General features: G+C 70.3%; 21 protein-coding genes. 2 read left to right on the top strand and 19 right to left on the bottom strand.

The features are described from left to right. The 4 genes from QK444_RS13790 to QK444_RS13775 form a co-directional block, all read right to left on the bottom strand. Positions 1-557, bottom strand: a 557-nt coding sequence (locus tag QK444_RS13790) for an SDR family NAD(P)-dependent oxidoreductase (protein WP_282780363.1), incomplete at its 3' end; no start/stop codon positions are given. Then, positions 557-2017: an NAD(P)/FAD-dependent oxidoreductase gene (locus QK444_RS13785; RefSeq protein WP_282780361.1), complete on the bottom strand. Its 1461-nt coding sequence runs from the start codon at positions 2015-2017 to the stop codon at positions 557-559. The genes QK444_RS13790 and QK444_RS13785, both read right to left, overlap by 1 nt. Before the next feature lie 21 nt (positions 2018-2038). After that, the gene (locus QK444_RS13780) at positions 2039-3070 is read right to left on the bottom strand and encodes a PDR/VanB family oxidoreductase (protein ID WP_282780359.1); all 1032 of its coding nucleotides are present in this window, start codon (positions 3068-3070) and stop codon (positions 2039-2041) included. Continuing rightward, the gene (locus tag QK444_RS13775; RefSeq protein WP_282780357.1) at positions 3067-3948 is read right to left on the bottom strand and encodes a metal-dependent hydrolase; all 882 of its coding nucleotides are present in this window, start codon (positions 3946-3948) and stop codon (positions 3067-3069) included. Before QK444_RS13775 ends, QK444_RS13780 begins: the two co-directional genes overlap by 4 nt. Before the next feature lie 97 nt (positions 3949-4045). Here QK444_RS13775 and QK444_RS13770 point away from each other — a divergent pair, with 97 nt between their 5' ends. Beyond that, positions 4046-4651, top strand: coding sequence for a TetR/AcrR family transcriptional regulator (locus QK444_RS13770; RefSeq protein WP_282780355.1), 606 nt, complete (start codon positions 4046-4048; stop codon positions 4649-4651). A gap of 6 nt (positions 4652-4657) precedes the next feature. Here QK444_RS13770 and QK444_RS13765 read toward each other — a convergent pair whose 3' ends face one another. Both QK444_RS13765 and QK444_RS13760 read right to left on the bottom strand, forming a co-directional pair. Next, entirely contained in the window at positions 4658-5125 is a 468-nt protein-coding gene (locus tag QK444_RS13765; protein WP_282780353.1) for a GNAT family N-acetyltransferase, read from the bottom strand. 41 nt (positions 5126-5166) lie between these two features. Then, positions 5167-5754, bottom strand: coding sequence for a hypothetical protein (locus tag QK444_RS13760; protein ID WP_282780350.1), 588 nt, complete (start codon positions 5752-5754; stop codon positions 5167-5169). Between the two features lie 36 nt (positions 5755-5790). Here QK444_RS13760 and QK444_RS13755 point away from each other — a divergent pair, with 36 nt between their 5' ends. Further along, a complete protein-coding gene (locus tag QK444_RS13755; RefSeq protein WP_282780348.1) occupies positions 5791-6312 on the top strand; it encodes a PadR family transcriptional regulator in 522 nt (173 codons plus the stop codon). A gap of 217 nt (positions 6313-6529) precedes the next feature. Here QK444_RS13755 and QK444_RS13750 read toward each other — a convergent pair whose 3' ends face one another. The 13 genes from QK444_RS13750 to QK444_RS13690 all read right to left on the bottom strand — a co-directional run. Then, positions 6530-8128, bottom strand: coding sequence for an aldehyde dehydrogenase family protein (locus QK444_RS13750; protein WP_282780346.1), 1599 nt, complete (start codon positions 8126-8128; stop codon positions 6530-6532). A gap of 44 nt (positions 8129-8172) precedes the next feature. Beyond that, a complete protein-coding gene (locus tag QK444_RS13745) occupies positions 8173-9183 on the bottom strand; it encodes an NADP-dependent oxidoreductase (RefSeq protein WP_282780344.1) in 1011 nt (336 codons plus the stop codon). Beyond that, positions 9180-10634, bottom strand: coding sequence for a carotenoid oxygenase family protein (locus tag QK444_RS13740; RefSeq protein WP_282780342.1), 1455 nt, complete (start codon positions 10632-10634; stop codon positions 9180-9182). Before QK444_RS13740 ends, QK444_RS13745 begins: the two co-directional genes overlap by 4 nt. A gap of 5 nt (positions 10635-10639) precedes the next feature. Continuing rightward, a complete protein-coding gene (locus QK444_RS13735) occupies positions 10640-10864 on the bottom strand; it encodes a biotin/lipoyl-containing protein (protein ID WP_282780340.1) in 225 nt (74 codons plus the stop codon). A 55-nt stretch (positions 10865-10919) separates the two neighbouring features. Next, positions 10920-11111, bottom strand: coding sequence for a ferredoxin (locus QK444_RS13730; RefSeq protein ID WP_282780338.1), 192 nt, complete (start codon positions 11109-11111; stop codon positions 10920-10922). 8 nt (positions 11112-11119) lie between these two features. After that, a complete protein-coding gene (locus tag QK444_RS13725) occupies positions 11120-12265 on the bottom strand; it encodes a thiolase family protein (protein ID WP_282780336.1) in 1146 nt (381 codons plus the stop codon). Continuing rightward, positions 12265-12693: an OB-fold domain-containing protein gene (locus tag QK444_RS13720; RefSeq protein ID WP_282780334.1), complete on the bottom strand. Its 429-nt coding sequence runs from the start codon at positions 12691-12693 to the stop codon at positions 12265-12267. The genes QK444_RS13725 and QK444_RS13720 overlap by 1 nt, the downstream gene beginning before the upstream one ends. Further along, entirely contained in the window at positions 12683-13048 is a 366-nt protein-coding gene (locus tag QK444_RS13715) for a 2Fe-2S iron-sulfur cluster-binding protein (RefSeq protein ID WP_282780332.1), read from the bottom strand. Before QK444_RS13715 ends, QK444_RS13720 begins: the two co-directional genes overlap by 11 nt. Continuing rightward, positions 13045-14250, bottom strand: a complete 1206-nt coding sequence (locus tag QK444_RS13710) for an acyl-CoA dehydrogenase family protein (protein ID WP_282780329.1) — start codon at positions 14248-14250, stop codon at positions 13045-13047. The genes QK444_RS13715 and QK444_RS13710 overlap by 4 nt, the downstream gene beginning before the upstream one ends. After that, positions 14240-15694, bottom strand: coding sequence for an acyl-CoA dehydrogenase family protein (locus tag QK444_RS13705; protein ID WP_282780327.1), 1455 nt, complete (start codon positions 15692-15694; stop codon positions 14240-14242). The genes QK444_RS13710 and QK444_RS13705 overlap by 11 nt, the downstream gene beginning before the upstream one ends. Next, positions 15691-17526 (bottom strand): AMP-binding protein, encoded by a 1836-nt coding sequence (locus QK444_RS13700; RefSeq protein WP_282780325.1) that lies wholly within the window; start codon positions 17524-17526, stop codon positions 15691-15693. Before QK444_RS13700 ends, QK444_RS13705 begins: the two co-directional genes overlap by 4 nt. A 2-nt stretch (positions 17527-17528) precedes the next feature. Next, positions 17529-18566 (bottom strand): alpha-ketoacid dehydrogenase subunit beta, encoded by a 1038-nt coding sequence (locus QK444_RS13695; protein WP_282780323.1) that lies wholly within the window; start codon positions 18564-18566, stop codon positions 17529-17531. Continuing rightward, on the bottom strand, positions 18563-18840 hold a 278-nt coding region (locus tag QK444_RS13690; RefSeq protein WP_282780321.1), incomplete at its 5' end, for a thiamine pyrophosphate-dependent enzyme. The genes QK444_RS13690 and QK444_RS13695, both read right to left, overlap by 4 nt.

The raw sequence follows: 18840 nt of genomic DNA, 5'->3' as shown, positions 1-18840 counted from the left end.
GCACCGGATGCCGCGAGTTCGACCCGCAGCGCCCGACCGAACTGTTCGACCCCGGCCTTGCTCACCATGTACGGCGATCCGCCCATGCCGGGTGCGAAGGCGGCGCACGAGGACACCACCACGACATGGCCTTTCGCCCGCACGATGTGGTCCAGTGCGGGGTGCACGGTATTGAAGACCCCGGTGAGATTGATGCTCAGCACCCGGTCGAAATCGCGCGGGTCCATGGTGCGGACGGTGGCGGGCACCGGGGTGACACCCGCGTTGGCGACGACCACGTCGAGGCGGCCCAGCCGCTCGACCACCGTGGCCACCACCTGGTTCATCCGCGCGCGGTCGGCGACGTCGGCCCCGATCGCGAGGGCGCGCGCGGACAGCGCGCAGGCCGCCTCGTGGGCGGCGGCCTCGTCGATGTCCACCAGGACCACGATCGCGCCCCGGGCATGCAGGATGTCGGCCAGCTCCCGCCCGATGCCCTGCCCCGCACCGGTGACGAGCACGACCTTCCCCGCCACGTCGAATCGTGGCGCGCCGAATCGTCCGAACAGCTCGAGCATCACGCCACCTCGTAGGCGTCGACGTCGAATCGCCGCGTGCGCCTGCGGTATTCGAAACTCCAACTGGGGTACAGGCCCGCATTGCCGCCCTCGGGGGTGGTGTAGTAGCTCTGGCATCCTCCGGTCAACCAGACGGTATCGTCGCTGCGCCTGCGCATTTCGTCGACGAAGGCGTCCTGCGCGGCGGCCCGCACCTCCACCCGGCGCGCGCCCCGCGCGCGCAGGGTTACCAGCGCGTCGACGATGTAGGCGAGCTGCGATTCGATCATGTAGATGGCGGATTGATTGCCCGCGGCCCCGAACGGCCCCAGCGTGCAGAAGAAGTTCGGGAATCCCGCCACGGCCGTGCCGAGATAGGTGCGCGGCCGCTGGTGGTACAGCTGCGCGATGGAGATCCCGTCGCGCCCGGTGATGCGGTCGAACGCGGTCGGGATGGGTTCGAATCCGGTGCCGTGGACGATGGTGTCCACCTCGATCTCTGCCCCGGCCCGGGTCAGGATCGATCGTGGCCGGATCTCGGCGATCCCGTCGGTCACCACCTCCACATTGTCCCGATCGAGCGCGGGGAGGTAGGCGTCGGAGAAGATGGCCCGCTTGCACCCGATCACGTAGTCGGGTGTCACTCGCGCGCGCAGCTCGGGATCGCTGATCTGGCGGCGCAACTGCCATCGCCCCAGCAGTTCGTACGGATGCCGGAAGCGATTGTCCACGAAGCCGACCAGGCCGAAGCTTTCGATCAGCGTGTACCAGGTGCCGCGGACGGCCTTGCGCGCCAGCGGGAACTGCCGCAACAGCAGCCGTTCCAGACCGAGGGTGGGTCGATCCAGGCGGGGCACGATCCACGGCGCGGAGCGCTGGAATACGGTCAGCGACCGCACCTTCGGCTGGATCTCGGGGATGAACTGCACCGCCGACGCGCCGGTGCCGATCACCGCGACCCGCTCCCCGGTCAGATCGTGGTCGTGCCTCCAGTGCAGCGAATGGAAGGTGGTGCCCTCGAAGTTCTCCAGCCCGGGAATCGCGGGATATTTGGCCTCGGCGAAAATGCCTGCCGCCGAGATGAAGTAATCGGCCGTCAGCGCCCCCCGCGAAGTCTCGATGCGCCAGCGCGATGCCGTGTCGTCCCAGCGGGCGTCGAGCAGTTCGGTGTTCAGCCGGAGATGGCGCACCACATCGTGTCGCTCGGCGACGGAGCGCAGATAGTCCAGGATTTCGCGCTGTCGCCCGTAGGTGCGCGACCAGTTCGGGTTGGGCGCGAACGAGTAGCTGTACAGCTGGGACGGCACATCGCAGGCGCAACCGGGATAGGTGTTCGCCTGCCAGGTCCCGCCCAGCTCATCGGCGCGCTCGAGCAGTACGAGGTCGTCGAAACCGGCTTCGCGCAGCTTGATCGCGAGCCCGATACCGCCGAAACCCGCCCCCAGCACGGCGATCTGCCGGTGTTCGGTGTGTGTGGTCATGAGACCGTATGCCTTTCGCGGTCAGAGGTCGAGAACGAGCGGCCCGCCGGTGGACCGGGAGACGCAGGTCAGCATGTGCTCGGCGCGCTCGCCCGGGGTCAGCAGCCGGTCCCGGTGCTCGACCTCCCCGGCCAGCACCCGGGTGCGGCAGGTACCGCAGAAGCCCTGGCGGCACGAGTAGACGGCATCGGGTTTCACCCGCCGGACGGCGTCCAGCACGGTCTCTCGGCTGCCGACCGTGACCTGGGTTCCGGTGTGCGCCAGGCGCAGCGGGAAGGCGCGGCCATCGGTGACCGGCAGCGCCGAGAAACGTTCGGTGTGCAGCGATCCCGTCGGGTCGAGCGAGAAGAAGCTGCGCTGCGCGGCGGCGAGCACCGGCGGCGGGCCGCAGACGTACACGGCCGCACCGGGTGCGGCGGTGGCGAGGATGGCGGGCACATCGGGCGGCCCGTATTCGTCGTCGGGCCGGATATCGGCATGCAGCGGCAGTTCGTCCAGAAACGGCATGGTGGCCCGCGAGCGCCCGGTGTACACCAGATGTCCGCGCCGACCGGCCGCCCGCACCATGGGCAGGATCGGCGTGATCCCGATTCCGGCGGCGAGGAACAGATACGACGGCGCGGTCTCGACGAAGGTGAACGCGTTGCGCGGTCCCCTGATGCGCAGGGCGTCACCCGGCCGCAGGGTGTGCATCTCCCGCGACCCACCGTCGCCGTCCGCGATGCGCCGCACGGCGATGCGGTAGCGGTCGCGGTCGCTCGGGTCGCCGCACAGCGAGTACTGTCGCTGTCGCCCCGAGGGGAGGAAGACGTCCAGATGCGATCCGGGACGCCAGGCGGGCAGCGGATCGCCCGTGGCGGTCACCAGGGTGAAGCTCTCCACGTCCACCGCCTCGATGCACACCGACTCGACCACGACATCGAGGTCGAATCCGCTGTGCCGCACCGGGTTCGGCGGTGAGATGGCGGGGGTGGTGAAGATCCGCTTGTAGACGTCCACGGCCACGCCGAGCAGGCGCAGGCTCGGCGTGGCGACGGCATCGCCCCGGGTCATGGCCGGGCCGCCGGGGAATGCGCCAGGTAGCGCAGGGCATTGTCCATCGACCCCAGCTGCGAGGGATGGAATCCCGGCCGCAGGTAGCGCGGCAGCTCGGTGAAGAAGGTGGTGAAGCTGGGGATCACCCCCCGCACGGTCGCGCTCACGAACTGCCGCCCCCAGAATCCGCCCTTGTCCGGGCTGGGATCCTTGCCGTACAGGTAGGCGGTCGAGATCACGAACAGCGGCAACAGCATTCCGGTCGCCAGCAGCCCGGTGCGCGCCCGCCGCCCGTAGCCGCCGTCGACGTGCATATAGGCGTCGAATACCACGCTGCGGTGCTCGACCTCCTCCGCGCCGTGCCACCGCACCAGATCCAGCATGGTCGGATGCATGCCCGCTGCCTCCAGGGCTGTCGACTCGAGCAGCCATTCGCCGATCACGGCGGTGAAATGCTCCATCCCGGCGAAGATTCCGAGCCGTTCCTTGAGCCATTCCTCCTTGGCCCTGCCGCTGAGCCCCTGATCGCCCAGGACGCGATCGACCAGCCACGCCACCTTCGCCACGAAGGACTCCACGTCGAGGCCGATGGACTGGAGGTGGGTGCGCGCTCCCTCGTGACTGCTGGCGTGCTTGGATTCCTGGCCGATGAAGCCGGCCACCTCCTCGCGCAACCGCTCGTCGTCGATATGCGGTAGCGCCTCGGCGAGGCAGGCGGCCATGGCCCGCTCCCCCTCGGGCAGCACCAGATGCATGACATTGGTGACGTGGGTGGCCAGCACCTCGCCCGGGATGTAGTGCATGGGCACCGACGAGAAATCGAAGTGGACGTCACGCGCGTGGATGGCGTGGGCTTCTTCCTGATAGGAGCGCCTCGTTGCACTGTTATCAGCCATGGGCCGACCGTACAGTGCAACATTCTCCATGGCAATGTTGCAGCCACAAATTGGCCGCGATTGTTGCAAACGGGTCGATCGCTGCTAGCGTCGTACCATGTCCTCCGCCGCCGCCACCTCGGGAAACAAGGCCGATTCCATCGAAGAGCGCATTCTCGACGCCGCTCTCGTGCAATTCGGTCGCGTCGGAGTGAAGAAGACGACGATCGAGGACATCGCCCGGCAGGCCGAGGTGGACCGGGTCACGGTGTACCGCCGCGTGGGCTCCCGCGACGATGTGGTCCGCGCGGTGACGGGCCGGGAGATCCAGCGACTGCTCACCGAACTGCACGAGATCCCGGCCCGGCACCGGGAAATGGCCGATATCGTCGTCGACCTCTTCGTCATGGTGGTCACGCGCTGGCGCGCCCACCCGCTGGTGGAGCGGCTGCTCACCGTCGAACCGGATCGGCTGCTGCCGCAACTCACCACCGAGGGCGGCGCCTTCTTCACCATCTCGGTCGCCGCCACCACCGAGATACTCCGCAACGCGTTGCGGGACAGGGAGCTACCCGAACCGCCCGACCTCACCACCCGGGTGGAGGTCGGGTGTCGCGTGGTGCACTCGCTCATCCTGCAACCGGTGGGACCCACCGACCTCGGCTCCGAAGCGGAACTGGCCGCCTTCGCCCGTACCTATCTCACCCTGATCCTGCCGAGCTGACGCCGTTCACCAGCGCAGCACGGCCTCGATCTCATCATCGACCAGTTCGCCGGTGGGCTCGAAGCCGAGCGCCCGGTAGAACCCCTCCGGGCTGCCCGGACCGACCCGGTAGCTGGTGTAGAACCGCGTGGTCCCGCGCGCCCGCAGCTGCTCGACGACGATCTCTAGCGCACGACGGCCGTAACCCTTGCCCTGATGCGGCCCGGCGATCATGAACCGCCACAGCGATACTCCCGGCTCCTCGATATCCATGCCGAGATCCAGCATGAGGAAGCCGACCGGCTCGTCACCTACGTAGATGCCGCGAAACCACGCCGTCTCCGAGAAGTGCGCCTCCGCGATGGATATCCCATTGTCCGCGACCATCTTCCGCTGCTCCGCCGACAGCGTCGTACTGAGCTTGCAGACCTCGTACACCGTATCCGCACAGAGTTTCCGCAGTTCGACCGCCGATCCGGCGTCTGATTCCGTCACACGCTCTTCGTATCCGAGAGCGGCCGTCCGGTTCAACGGATTTACGCGCGGGGGCCGGGTCCGGCGGCGAGCGTTCGCGCACGATTCCGGACGCACGCGACATAGCGCACGGTGAACACCATCGGGATGGCGAAGCTGAGCACCTGTACGACGACGCGCGGCGTCGGCGCGTGGGCGAGCGCCGCGAGCGCGAGCGCGCCGAGGGCGAAACTCGCCGTCCACACCGAGGTGAGCACGTATCCGGTGCGAACGAACAGCGGCTGCTCCCAGAATTCACGCGGCGCCGACTGTTTGGCGATCGACAGGGTGAACGGCGCGCGCAGCGCGAGCGAAACGCCGGCGATGACCGCCAAGACCGCATTGGCGAGGGCCGGCGTGTAGTCGTGCAGGCCCGCGCCCGGGCCGGCGAAGGCGACGACGGTGATCACGGCGAAGAACGCCGCCGAGCCCAGCTCGAGCACCAACGCGTCCCAGCCGCGCCCGGCCCGGCGCTGGTGGGCGATACCCGCGAGCGCGATCCCCGTGGCGAGCAGTGCGGACCACCGCCAGTAGTGCGTCGGGACGGCGGCGTAGACGATCCAGGGCGCGAAGGTGCGTAGGTAGGCCACCCGGTCAGCATGATATTCCATATTCGACATGTCAACTCTGGAATGTAAGGTGGGGGTATGAGCCTCCGCCACGCTTTGCTCGGACTACTGGCCGAACGCCCGGCCAGCGGCTACGACCTGCTGGGCAGCTTCCGGGAATCCCTGGCCAATGTCTGGCCCGCGACGCAGAGCCAGATCTACACCGAACTCGCCACCCTGGCCGAGGCGGGCCTGATCGCCGTCTCGGACGAGGGACCGCGCGGACGCAAGGAGTACACGCTCACCGAGACCGGACGCGACGAGCTGCGCACCTGGCTCACCACCACCGAACCCAAGCGCCGCAACCGCAACGACATGCTGCTGCGCGTCTTCTTTCTCGGCATCGTGCCCGAGCATGCCCGGGACTATCTGACCGAGATCGCGACCACCGCCGCCACCGCGCAGGCCGATCTGTCCGCGCTGCGGGAGACCACCGCATGGAGCGAGAGCGACCTGTCCCGCTACGGCCGCATCGCCATGGAATGGGGCGAGCGCTTCCACGCCATGAACCGGGAGTGGGCACAGTGGGCGCTCACCCAACTCCCCGACCCGGACCGGTAGCCAACCCCGGCACCGCGCAGGGCTCGAGCACGGCGAAGTCCCTCCGGCCCACCCGAAGTCGCGGTAGACCAGGTATCACCGTCCGTGCGGTCCCAGGGGCCGCTGACCATCCCGGCACCACGCGGATCGGTCGGCACATCGCACACTCGGGTACGCGGTGGCGGCGGCCATGCGCAATGGCGCGCGATATCAGCGATAAGCACCCATGAGCGCGATGTCATGGCCGCGACCGCGCGATGTCGTCGGTCAGGGTCTGACGGGTTCGGCGGGTCGGTATCGGTAGTCTGCGCCGACCGCGGGCATCCACGGCGCGCATGAGCGTGGTGACCAGACGGGAGCGTAGCCGGGAGGCCGGGTACCACAGTGGCTCGCGGGGTAGGGCGGGGCCGCGCGGGACGGTGATGGCCTGTTGGCGGCAGTACTTGCGGATTCCCGCCGCGCCGCCCCAGCGCGCGCCGATGCCCGAATCCTTCCAGCCGCCCATGGGCAGGGCGAAGCTCATGAGATTGGCGAAGGCGTCGTCGACATTGACCGCTCCGACCTCGAGGCGGCGGGCGACGCGTTCGCCGCGGCGGCGGTCGCCGGTCCACACCGTGGCGGACAGGCCGTATACCGAATCGTTGGCCAGCCGCACCGCCTCGTCCTCGTCGGCCACCGCGACGACCGGGATGAGCGGTCCGAAGGTCTCCTCGGTGAGGCAGAGCATGGTGTGGTCGACATCAGCCAGCACGGTCGGCTCGAAATAGCGCCCGCCGCCGAACGCCTTGCCGCCGCACAGGATTCGCGCGCCCTTGGCGACGGCGTCCGCGACGTGCCGAGTGACGATATCGCATTGCGCGGCGGTCGCCATCGCACCGATATCGTGGGTGAACGCCCGGCCGTCGCGGCCCTGCCGCAGCGCCCGCACCTCGCCGACCAGCCGCTCCACGAAGCGGTCGTAGACGGCTGCCTCGACGTACACCCGCTCCACCGAAATGCACACCTGCCCCGCATTGAACAACGCCCCGTAGGCGACTCCGGCGGCGGCGCGGTCGATATCGGCGTCGGCCAGCACGATGGCCGGATCCTTCCCGCCCAGCTCCAGGCTGTAGGGGATGAGCCGCTGCGCGCAGGCGGCCGCGATGGCGCGGCCGGTGCGGGTGGATCCCGTGAACTGCACGAAATCCACGGTGTCCACCACCGCCCGGCCGGTGTCGCCGCCACCGGTCAGCACGCTGAACACCGGCGGCGCACCGATCTCGGCCCAGCCGCGCGCCAGCTCCACCGCGCTCAGCGGTGTCACCTCGGACGGCTTCACGAGCACGGCGGCACCGGCCAGCAGTGCGGCGAAGGCGTCGAAGCAGGGGTTGAGCAGCGGCAGATTCCACGGCGTGACGATGCCGACCACCGGATGCGGCCGCACGGTCGAGACCAGCCGTTTGGTGAGGCCGATCGGACTGTGTGGCCGGGGCCGCTCGTCGGCGAGGAAGCGCTCGGCGCGGTCGGCCCAGTACTTCGCGAGATCGACGGCGGCGGGCACCTCGATCTCCGCGTCGAACCGGGTCTTACCGGTCTCCGATCGCACCACCTCGGTGAGCCGGGATCCGTTGTCCAGCAGCCAGTCCTGGAATGCGCGCAGCCATTTCGCGCGCTCGCGCACCCCGATGGCCTCCCATTCCGGCTGCCGCGCGCGCAGCTGCCGCACGGCCTCGGCGACCGCGGCCGCCGAGTGGTCGGTGACCCGTCCGACGACGCGGCCGGTCGCCGGATCGCGCACGTCGATAGCGGCGGTGTCGGGCGCACGGCCGGTGGTGTCGGGTGTGGCGGTGTTCGACACGGGAATCCCCTCGATCGGTTCGTCCGGCAGGATCTGCCGGTTCGTCACGCGCGGGGCAGCCGCACCAGCATCTTGCCGGTATTGGCCCCGCGCATCATGTCCAGGAAGGCGTCCACGGCGTGGTCGATGCCCTCGACGACGGTCTCCTCCGCGCGGAGGGTGCCGTCGGCCAGCCAGCCCGCGGCGGTGCGCACCCACTCCCCCGCTCGTGCGGTGTGGTCGCCGACCAGGAAGCCGCGCAGGGTGATTCGTTTGCGGGTGGCCAGGTGCAGATTGTTCGGCCCCGGAGCCGGGTCGGTGTCGTTGTACACCGAGACGGCACCGCACAGCGCCACCCGCCCGAAGTCGTTGAGGACGGTCAGCGCCGCCTGAAGGTGTTCGCCGCCGACATTGTCGAAGTAGACGTCGATGCCCTCGGGTGCGGCGGCGGCCAACTGGGCCGCGATATCGCCGCGGCGGTAGTCGATGGCGGCGTCGAAGCCGAAGTCGTCGAGCAGGCGTGCGCACTTGTCCCGCCCGCCCGCCGAGCCGATCACCCGGGCGGCACCCAGATTGCGGGCGATCTGTCCGGCCACCGAGCCGACCGCGCCCGCCGCTCCGGAGACGAAGACGGTATCGCCCGCCCGCACCCCGGCGATATCGGTCAGCCCCACGTACGCGGTCAGCCCGGTCGCGCCCAGTACGCCCAGATACGCCTGTGCCGGGGAGCGCCGCACGTCCACCGGCTGCGCGTCGCTCGCGTCGAGGACGGCGTATTCCCGCCAGCCCGCGAAGTGGATCACGCTCGCACCCACCGGAATCGACGCCGCGCACGAGGCGGTGACGGTGCCGACGGCCCCGCCCGACATGGTCCGGCCCAGTTCGAAGGGCGGCATATACGATCTGCCCTCGTTCATGCGACCGCGCATGTACGGGTCCACCGACAGCCACTCGTTGGCCACGAGTATCTGCCCCGGCCCCGGTTCGTCCAGGGTGACGCCGGCGAGTTCGAAGTCGCGCGGTGTCGGCTCGCCCTGCGGGCGGGCGATCAGCCGCCATTCCCGTGACCGTGTCATCGTGCCCCCAGCGCCTGCCGGTACAGCGGACTGTCGACGCTGTAGTAGTTGCAGTGGAATCCGCTCGGAATCGCGAACGGTATCCGCACCCGGGCCAGCGGTCCGGATGCCAGATCACCGGCCGCGAACACCGCCAGCTCGGTGTCGGCGGCACCGGCCGCGTGGACGAGAGTCAGTGCGTATCCGTCCACTTCGTCGGTGGCTCCGACGCGGGGGGCGAAGATGAGTTCACCGGCGGCGGCCCCGTCCCCGAAGTGGTAGATGTCCTCGGCCCCGGTGCGGGTGTCCACCCGCACCACCGAGTCCATGCCGTCGGCGCGGCCGTCCACCGAGTGCAGGTTGCTGTTGGCGAAGGCGTAGCGGCTGGGTCGCGTCGTGAGGCGGTCGTCGGGCCGGGGGAACTGGATGTCGCGGTCGTTGAGGATCTCCTCGCGCACCACGTCGGTGTGCGCGGCCGGGTCGATCACCCAGCGCCGCAGGCTCTGTCGCGTCTCCCGGTGGGTGCGGCGGCGGCCGTCGACGTCCGGGAACAGCGCGGTGCCCTCGGCGGCCGCCACATCGGCGACGATGCGGCCGTCCTCCTCCCACACATTGGCCTGGTGCATCATGTGCCGGGGCGCGGCCTCGAACCAGCGCACGTCGGCCGCCCCGCCGCGACGGGGCATGACCCCGAGTTTGGTGGGGCGGTCGGGATCCCACGCCACCATCGGCCCGCCCGCCATGGCCCGTCGCAGGCTGACGTCCAGCGGCGTCACCGGGAACACCACGTGGTTCTCGGTGACGAAGAAGGTGTGCAGCATGCTCTGATGCGGTAGCGGCACGGTTTCGGTGACGATCGGGGTGCCGTCGGAATCGATGATGTCGTAGCGCAATTCGGGTGCGGTGCCGCCGCGGCGCGCGATGGAGCCGATATTGATCAGCTCGCCGGTGGCGTGGTCCACGGTCGGGTGCGCGCCGAAGGTCGTGGTGACCACGCCGCCGTAGTGTTCCTCGCCGATGGTGTCGAGGGTCCGCGGGTCGAGTTCGACCGGCGGCGCGCCCTCCATGAGCGCGAGCAGCTTGCCGCCGTGCAGGACGACATTGGTGTTGGCGGTGTTGTACCGGGTGCCCGCGGCCAGCGGATCGGTGCTGGCCGGGTTGCCGTGCACGCCGAAAAGCCGTCTGCCCTCCTTCATTTCCAGCAGCAGCTTGTCGGTGCGCACCCAGCGGTTGCGCATCGAGACCCGGCGGCCGTCGAAGAAGAAGGCGTACACCATGCCGTCGCCGTCGAACCAGTGGTAGTCCTCGTCGGTGGGCGGATACAGCGGCTCCGCGCCGTTGCGGTAGAAGACCCCCGCCAGATCGTCGGGCAGCTCGCCCTCGACGAACAGGTCGGGGGCGTCCACCTCCATCCGGGTGGGCCGGTGATGGCCGGTGAGGAAGGGACTTTCGCGATATCGGGTGCCCACCATGGTGTTCAGCCCTCCCGTTCCAGCACGCCCAGCGGGGTGCCCACCGGATAGTCGACGTCCACCTCGACCGCGCCGTAGCGCAGCACGCCGCCGACGGGGGCGGGGATCTCGGTCTCCACCTTGTCGGTGCCCACCGTGTACAGCGGCTCCCCCTCGGTCACAGCGGTGCCGTCGGGCACCAGCCAGCCGAGAAAGGTGCCGTCGGTCATCGACACGTCGAGTTTGGGCATCCTGATCTCCATACGACTTCCGCTTTCGTTCACCGGACCCGAGGTCCGCACCGTTCTACTGCTCCAGGCGCAGGGCGCGGCTGGGACAGGCGGCCACCGCCTGCGCCGCGAGTTCGCCTTGCGCATCGGATAATTCGGCGAGCAGCACCCGCGCCACGCCGTCGTCGCCGACGGCGAACAATTCGTCCGAGACCGCCTCGCACAGTCCGTGCCCGACGCACAGGTCCCGGCTCACCACTACCTTCACGACTCACCTCACCGGGTCAGCACGGTGCAGCCGCTCAATCCGGGCGCACCGTAGACATGGGACAGCGCGGTGCGCACCGGCCGGGCCACCTGTCGCGCACCGGCCGCGCCACGCAATTGCAGGACGTTCTCGTGCAGCTGCCGCAGGCCGGACGCCCCGATAGGTTCCCCGTTGGCCAGGCAGCCGCCGTCGGTGTTGACGGGCAGGCGACCGCCCAGGCCGGTGGCCCCGCCCTCGATCAGCGCGGTCTGCTCGCCGTGCTCGCACAGGGCGGTCTCGGCCAGATGGATGATCTCCGCGCCCGCGTCGGTGTCCTGCACCTGGGCGATATCGATGTCCGCGGGCCCGATTCCGGCCTGTTCGTACACCGCCCGGGCGGCGTCCACGGTCGGGCTGTCCCCGCGCCGGATGGACAGCGACGGGCTGAGCACCTCGAACGAGCCCGGCGTGCGGGTGCGCACCGCGACCCCCGCCACGTACACGGGGTCGGCGCGAAAGCCCTTGGCCGCCTTGGCACTCGACAGTACGAGTGCGGTCGCGCCGTCGCCGGGTGAGCACAGCATGTACTGCCGCAGCGGGTCCACCAGCATGGGTGATCCCTCGACGTCGTCCACCGACAGCGCCTTGCGCCGCCAGGCATTCGGATTCAGCGACCCGTTGTGGAACGCCTTGGCCGCCACCCGGCCGAGCAGTCGCGGCGGCAGCCGGTGCTCGTACAGGTAACGCTGGATCTTCAGGGCGAAGAACTGCGCGGTCACCGCCATTCCGGTACTGCCGTACCAGCCGCCGAGTCCCAGGTGCGCGGTGGAGATGGTGAACGCGCCGCGCGGGTGGGCGTCGAAGCCGACCACCAGCGCGAGTTCGGCCGCGCCGGAGTCGATGGCGTGCACGGCGGCCAGCAGCGCGCTGCTGCCGGTGGCGCACCCGTTGAGGACATTGACGAACGGCACCCCGGTGAGCCCGAGTTCGGTGACCAGGCTGTCGGCCGATCCACCGGACAGGCTGCCGCCCACCGCGTAGTCGATATCCGACCAGTCCACGCCCGCGTCGTCGAGCGCCTGCCGCACGGCGAGCACGGCCTGCGCTCGGGCGGTGGTGTCGCGGTAGCGGCCGAAGGGTCGGCAGCCGACCCCGATGACGGCGGTCTCGGACATCACCGTTCCCCTTCGTCGATGGGCGCGAATGCGAAAGTGGTTGCCGTTCGCCCGGATTCGACGGGCACCGGCAGGGTGGTCATGCGCATGGGCATACCGATGCGCAGGCGTGCTGGATCGCTGTCGGTGAGCAGTGTCTCCACGATCAACTGGCCGGGCAGTTCCACATAGCCGAGTCCGAAGGGCACGAAGTCGTCGGGCCGACGTGTGTAGGGCGGGCTCGGCGGCGGGAAGCGTTGCACCGTCCAGCTCCACAGCACGCCCTCGTCGGCGAGTACCGTCTCCGCGATCTCCGCGCCGCCGCAGCGCGGGCAGGTGGCGCCGAGCGGGAAGTGGTGGTCGCCGCAGCCCGCGCAGCGCCCGCCCCGCAGGCGGTAGCGGCCCCCGGCCGACACCATCAGCTGGGGGTCGATCAGTTCATCGGTCACGATCGCTCATCTCCTGATCCGTTGCCCGGGGACGGCCGCGCACCCCGCGCTTGAGCACCACCACATCGCCGTGCACGCGCGCCTGACAGGCCAGGCGCACCGGCCCGCCGCCGCGCGCCCGCAGCTGGCGCACCGCCTGGGTTTCGGTGTCGGCCGGTTCGGACAGATGCTCGGGGTGGTCGAGCACCTCGATATGGCAGACCAGGCAGTCGCCGAGACCCCCGCAGATGGTGGGCCAGCGGTATCCGGCCGCCTGGGCGGCGGCCATCACGGATTGTCCGCTCGCGGCGGTGAATCGCAGGCCGGACGGGCGCACCGTCACCGTCGGGCCGTGGTCGCTGTCGGTCCCGCTCATCCGTGCCGCGTTTCGTTCCAGGGCCTGCCGCGCACGGGGTCGGGTTCCCGGTCCAGGCCGAGCACGCGTTCGGCGATGATGGTGCGCTGGATCTCCGAGGTGCCGCCCGCGATGGTCAGTCGTCGGCTGTCCAGCAGCGCGTACGCGCCGGGGGTGAGGGCCGCGTCGTCGGAGTAGGCGGCCCGCGCGCCCGCGATCTCGTAACCGATCTCGGAAATGCGTTGGGAGAGCTCCGATTGCGCGAGTTTGGTGATGGAGCCGCGCGGTCCGTCGGCCGCACTCGCCCGATTCCGCAGAGTGGTCAGGTGCAGTGCGCGTTCGGTGACCAGCAGGGCGGTGAGCCGATCGCGCAGCACCGGATCGCGCCAACCGCCCGTGGCGCGGGCCAGCGCCAGCACCGGAGCCAGCGGCACCCCGCTCGCCTCGGAACTGTCGGAGAGGCCGGATCTTTCGGCGCTCAGGGTGGACAGCGCGACCCGCCAGCCCTCCCCCACGCCGCCGAGCCGGTCCGTGTCGGGCACCACCACCTCGTCGAGGAACACCTCGCAGAAGTGCTGTTCCCCGGTGAGCTGGCGCAGCGGGCGCACGGTGACGCCGGGTGTGTGCATATCGAGCAGAAAGCAGCTGATGCCGGCGTGTTTGGGCCGTTCGGGATGGGTGCGCGCGAGCAGCATGCCGTAGCGGGCCCGGTCGGCGAAGGAACTCCACACCTTCTGTCCGCGCACGATCCAGCGGTCGCCGTCGGATGTGGCGCGGGTGGCCAGCCCGGCCAGGTCCGAGCCCGCGCCGGGTTCGCTGAACAGCTGGCACCACACGTCGGTGCCGGCGGCGATGCCGGGCAGGTAGTGCCGCCGCTGCTCCGGGCTGCCCCAGGCCATGACGGTGGGTCCGATCAGGGTGCGGGACACGAAGTACGGACCGGGCAGATCGGCCCGGTAGCGGGCGATCACCGCGGCCACCACGGCGGCCTCGGCGTCGGACAGTCCCGCGCCACCGTATTCGACGGGCCAGTGCGGCACCGCCCAGCCGCGCTCGCACAGGGCGGTGTACCACTCCCGGGCCGCCGCCGGATCGGCGAGCGCCGGATCGGTTCCGGTCGCGCCGGAATCGATGGTGCGCACCCACGATTCGGGCAGCCGGGCGCGGACCCAGGCTTCCGTCTCCTGCCGCAGGGTGTCGAGATCGGTTGTCTCAGTGGTCATACGCACCGTCCTCGAGATCCACGAGTTCGGCGAGCCGCCGCCGATGGTCGCTCGCGCTGCCGGTGAGCGCGACCATGGCGTGTGCCCGCCGCAGATACCGGTGCGCCCAGTGCTCCCACGTGATGGCGATACCGCCGTGCAGCTGCACCGCCGCTTTGGTGACGGTGGTGGCGGTATCGGCGGCCAGGGCGGCGGCCACCGCGAGATCGCTGTCGATGCGCGGGTCCTCGCGCGCCGCCCCGAGTCGCCAGGCCGCCCCGTACACCGCCGACCGGGTGAGTTCGACCTGGATGAGCAGATCGGCGAGCCGGTGTTTGACCGCTTGGAACGACCCGATGGTCCGCCCGAACTGAACGCGCCGCGCGACGTACTCCACGGTCCGGTCGAAGGCCCGCTGCGCGACACCGAGCAGTTCGGCCGCGACCAGCAGCCTGCCTCGCCGCCGCAGCGCCGCGATCACCGTCTGCTCGATGACCACGAGTTCCACTGCGGCCCGCCGGCATTCGAGTCGCCCCAGCGACCAGGACGGGTCGAACGCCGTGAGCGCACCGACGCCGACACCGCCGGTGTCGCCCGTCAGGACGACCACGCCCGGCACGCCGTCGACCGACGCCGCGCACATGATCGCCTCCGCACCCGCGAGATGCCACACCGGTGCCACCGTGCCGTCACCCAGCGGCCCCGCCGGGCCGCGACGAACCGTCAGCCGGTTCGGGCGATCGCCCGGCCCCTCGAGGCCCTGCGCCGCTGGGTCGAGAACGGCGGGGTCGAGCGCCGCCGGATCAAGCGCCGCAGAGCCGAGCGTCGCCGCGTCCAGCACCGGCGAGTCGAGCACCGCCGGATCCAGGGCCACCCTCGGGTGCCGCAGCAGACGGGCGGCCAAGGCGGGCTGCTCGTCCCGGAGATGGCCGAGCAGTACGCCCAGCAGTGCGGCCGGGAGCAGCGGGCCGCCGTACAGTGCGGCACCGGCTTCCTCGGCGAGAATGGCGAGATCGACCGGCGTACTCGCCGATGCCGCACCCTCGCGGTCGAACAGCATGTCGTCCACGCCGATATCGCCGAGCAGCGCCCGCCAAGCGGTCGGATCGGCGGTATCCGCCGGGGTGGCCGTATCGTCCGCGCCGTCCCCGGTGGCCAGATCCTCGGCCCCCTCCCGGAGGGCACTGCCAGCCCGGTCAGCGCCGCCCTCCCGGATCACTACACCGCTCGTCCCCTCTCGGCTCACCACACCGACCGCGCTCTCCCGGGTAGCAGCATCCTCCCGGGTAGCGCTGCCCTCCCGGGTCGCCACACCGCCCGCGCCCTTCCGGGTCGCGGTGCCTTCGATACCCGCGCGGGTGGCGAAGAACTTCCGTAGTACCTCTCGGAGCGCGGTGTGCTCCGAGGTGAACGCGAACAGCGGTGGGAGCGTCGCCGGGGCCGTCCCGGCCTCGGGCGCGCTCATGACGCGCTCCCGGGGACGGCGGCGGCCACGCGTCCGGTCAGGTAGCGGTCGCGCAGGGTTCGCTTGTCGATCTTGCCCATGACGGTGCGCAGTTCGGTGTCGACGAATTCGACCAGGGCGGGACATTTGTAGTGCGCCAAGCGTTCTCGGCACCAGGTGACGAGTTCGGCGGCGGTCGGGGGCCGCTCGGTCGGTACCACCAGGGCGCACAGTTGCTCGCCCATATCCGGATGCGGGATGCCGATGACGGCCACGTCGAATACGCCGGGATGGGTGCGCAGTACCGCCTCGGATTCGGCCGGGTACACGTTCACCCCGCCGCTGACCACCATGTCCGAGGCGCGGTCGGTGAGATACAGGTAGCCGTCCGCGTCGAGATAGCCGATCTCGCCGATGACGAACACGTCCCCGTCGAGGTAGCTGCGGGCGGTCTTCTCCGGGTCGTTGTGGTACTCCGGGCGCATCCCGAGGGCGGAGCGCGCACACACCAGTCCTGGTGTGCCCGGGCCCAGTTCGCTGCCGTCCTGGGCGCGGATGCTCAACTCGTATCCGGGCATCGCGCGCCCGACCGAGCCGGGGTGGGCCAGCCATTCCGTGGAGTCGATGAAGGTCACCGTCCCCACCTCGGTGGACCCGTAGGCCTCGAACAGGACCGGGCCGAACCAGTCGATCATGGCGCGCTTGACGTGCACCGGACAGCTCGCGCCGGTGTGCACGATCGAGCGCACGCTGCCCACGTCGTAGCGCTGGCGGATCGCGGCGGGCAGCGCGAGCAGCCGGGAGAAGTGCGTGGGCACCATCATCGAGGATTCGATCCGGTAGCGGTCGATGAACCGCAGCACCCCTTCGGCGTCGAAGCGCCGCAGGATGACCAGCGGGTTGCCGACCGCCAGCCCGCGCACGCCGCCGATGGGGCCGGTGTGGTGCATGGGTCCGACGATGAGGTGGCGACCCCTGGGCCGCACCGGCGATCGGTCGATGCGGCGTACGTGCTCGACCATATTCGCACCGGTGGGATACATCTGCTCCGGCAGCCGCACCCCCTTGGGCAGTCCGGTGGTGCCGGAGGTGTAGTACAGCGGTGCGGCCGGGACGATCAGCTCCGACGGCTCGTCATCGGGGAATCCCGCGACGAGCCGCTCGAAACACTCCACGGCGGCACTCCCCCCGCCCCCGGCAGCACGCCCCGCATCGACCGTCTCGCCGCCCACCTCCGCGGAACCCCCGCGCATTACCCGCCCCGCGTCTCCGGAATCCGCGCGTGCTACCCACCCCGCGTCGCCGGAACCCGCGCGTGTTATCCGCCCTGTGTCTCCGGAACCCGCGCGTGCTACCCACCCCACGTCACCGGAACCCCTACGTGTCACCCGCGCCGGGGCGTCGGAAGCCCCACGTGTCACCCGCCCCGGGGCGTCGGCACCCTCCGGTGTCTCCCCGGCCGCGAGTCCGGCGACTTCCGCTGTCTCCCAGGCGATGACACGCACCGTCTCGCTCGCCGCCCGCACCGTCGCCGCGCAGCGCGCCGAGCACAGCACCGCATGCACCCCCGCGTCGTCGAGGATGTGCCGCACCTCGGCCGCGGTGAGCTGGAAGTTCACCGGCACCACAGACAGCCCCGCGTAGGTGGTGGCCAGATGGGCCAGCGCCGTGTACAGCCCGTTCTCCGCCATGATCGCCACGCGCTGTCCCTTCCCCACCTCGAGGGACAGCAGCCAGCCGACCGTGCGGTTGATCATCGAATTCAACTGCGACCACGACCATTCGAGGTCGCCGTCGGTGACGGCGACCCCGTCCGGATCACGGCGCGCGACCGCCGCCACTCCGTACGCCACGATCAGCTCCCGACCCGGGGATGCGAGCGCGCCAGGGTGGTGCGCACCGCCGCGAGCACGGATTCCGCGTTGGGCACGAACGCGTCCTCGAGCGGTTTGGCGTACGGGATGGGCGTGTTGGCCCCCGCGACCCGGGCCACCGGCGCGGCCAGTTCGTCGAAGAGCCGTTCGGAGATCATGGCGGCCAGCTCCGCGCCGAAACCGTTGCGCCGCACCGCCTCGTGCACGATGACGGCATGCCGGGTGCGGGCCACCGACTCCAGCACCGTCTCCTCGTCGAGCGGCACCAGCGACCGCAGGTCGATCACCTCGGCCTCGATGCCGTCGGCGGCGAGCTGTTGCGCCGCGGCCAGGGCGTCGTAGACCTGGCGGCCGTAGGAGATGAGCGTGATGTCGCGTCCGGGCCGCCGCGTGGCCGCCACCCCGAGCGGCACATAGTGCCGCCCCACCGGAACCGGTTGCGGCGGCGTGAAGTACAGCAGGCTCTGCTCCACCACCACGCACGGATCGGGATCCTCGATACAGGCGGTGAGCAGCCCCTTGGCGTCGGCCGGGGTGCTCGGCACCACCACCTTGAGTCCGGGGATATGGGTCAACCAGGCTTCGAGCATCTCCGAATGCTGTGCGCCGAACTGCATTCCGGCTCCGGCCGCACATCGCACGGTGAGCGGGACGGTGGTCTGGCCACCGGACATGTAGCGCAGTTTGGCGGCGTGATTGGACAGCTGGTCCATGCACACGGCCAGGAAGTCCATGAGCATGATCTCCGCGACCGGCCGCATTCCCGCCACGGCCGCGCCGATCGCCGCGCCCATGATGGCCTGCTCGCTGATCGGGGTGGCGCGCACCCGGTGGTCGCCGTACTTGGTGGACAGCCCGCGCGTCACCATGAACACGCCGCCGCCCGGGTCGGCGATGTCCTCACCCAGCAGGAAGACCGAGGGGTCGCGGGCGAGGGCATCGTCCAGTGCGCTGCCCAGCGCCTGGAATCCGGTCATCGGCTGGCTGTCGGTCGCCTCTCGCGGCTGTGCCTCGCTCATACCAGCGCCTCCTCGTACACGTCGGTGACCGCCTCCGCGGGATCCGGCGGCGGACTCTGCTCGGCGAAGGCCACGGCGTCCTCGACCGCCGCCTTCTCCTCGTTCTCGATGCCCGCCAGCACCGCCTCGTCGGCGATATCGCGGTCGAGCAGCCATGCGCGGAAACGCGGCACCGGATCGGCGGCGCGCGCCGCGTCCAGCTCACCGGGTTTCATGTACTCGTTGCGATCCGACATCTGGTGTCCGTGGAAACGGAAGGTCATGGCCTCGAGCA

It is taken from the genome of Nocardia sp. CC201C (assembly GCF_030010695.1).
Lineage (GTDB): Bacteria > Actinomycetota > Actinomycetes > Mycobacteriales > Mycobacteriaceae > Nocardia > Nocardia otitidiscaviarum.
The sequence above is the reverse complement of the archived record's forward strand: the minus strand, read 5'-3'. Positions and strand labels throughout refer to the sequence as shown.

Coding starts and splice junctions, on each gene's coding strand:
- QK444_RS13725 (WP_282780336.1), bottom strand. CDS start 12,265: ATGTCCGAGACCGCCGTCATCGGGGTCGGCTGCCGACCCTTCGGCCGC.
- QK444_RS13785 (WP_282780361.1), bottom strand. CDS start 2,017: ATGACCACACACACCGAACACCGGCAGATCGCCGTGCTGGGGGCGGGT.
- QK444_RS13715 (WP_282780332.1), bottom strand. CDS start 13,048: ATGAGCGGGACCGACAGCGACCACGGCCCGACGGTGACGGTGCGCCCG.
- QK444_RS13775 (WP_282780357.1), bottom strand. CDS start 3,948: ATGGCTGATAACAGTGCAACGAGGCGCTCCTATCAGGAAGAAGCCCAC.
- QK444_RS13740 (WP_282780342.1), bottom strand. CDS start 10,634: ATGGTGGGCACCCGATATCGCGAAAGTCCCTTCCTCACCGGCCATCAC.
- QK444_RS13695 (WP_282780323.1), bottom strand. CDS start 18,566: ATGAGCGAGGCACAGCCGCGAGAGGCGACCGACAGCCAGCCGATGACC.
- QK444_RS13735 (WP_282780340.1), bottom strand. CDS start 10,864: ATGCCCAAACTCGACGTGTCGATGACCGACGGCACCTTTCTCGGCTGG.
- QK444_RS13760 (WP_282780350.1), bottom strand. CDS start 5,754: ATGGAATATCATGCTGACCGGGTGGCCTACCTACGCACCTTCGCGCCC.
- QK444_RS13780 (WP_282780359.1), bottom strand. CDS start 3,070: ATGACCCGGGGCGATGCCGTCGCCACGCCGAGCCTGCGCCTGCTCGGC.
- QK444_RS13705 (WP_282780327.1), bottom strand. CDS start 15,694: ATGAGCGCGCCCGAGGCCGGGACGGCCCCGGCGACGCTCCCACCGCTG.
- QK444_RS13710 (WP_282780329.1), bottom strand. CDS start 14,250: ATGACCACTGAGACAACCGATCTCGACACCCTGCGGCAGGAGACGGAA.
- QK444_RS13770 (WP_282780355.1), top strand. CDS start 4,046: ATGTCCTCCGCCGCCGCCACCTCGGGAAACAAGGCCGATTCCATCGAA.
- QK444_RS13745 (WP_282780344.1), bottom strand. CDS start 9,183: ATGACACGGTCACGGGAATGGCGGCTGATCGCCCGCCCGCAGGGCGAG.
- QK444_RS13755 (WP_282780348.1), top strand. CDS start 5,791: ATGAGCCTCCGCCACGCTTTGCTCGGACTACTGGCCGAACGCCCGGCC.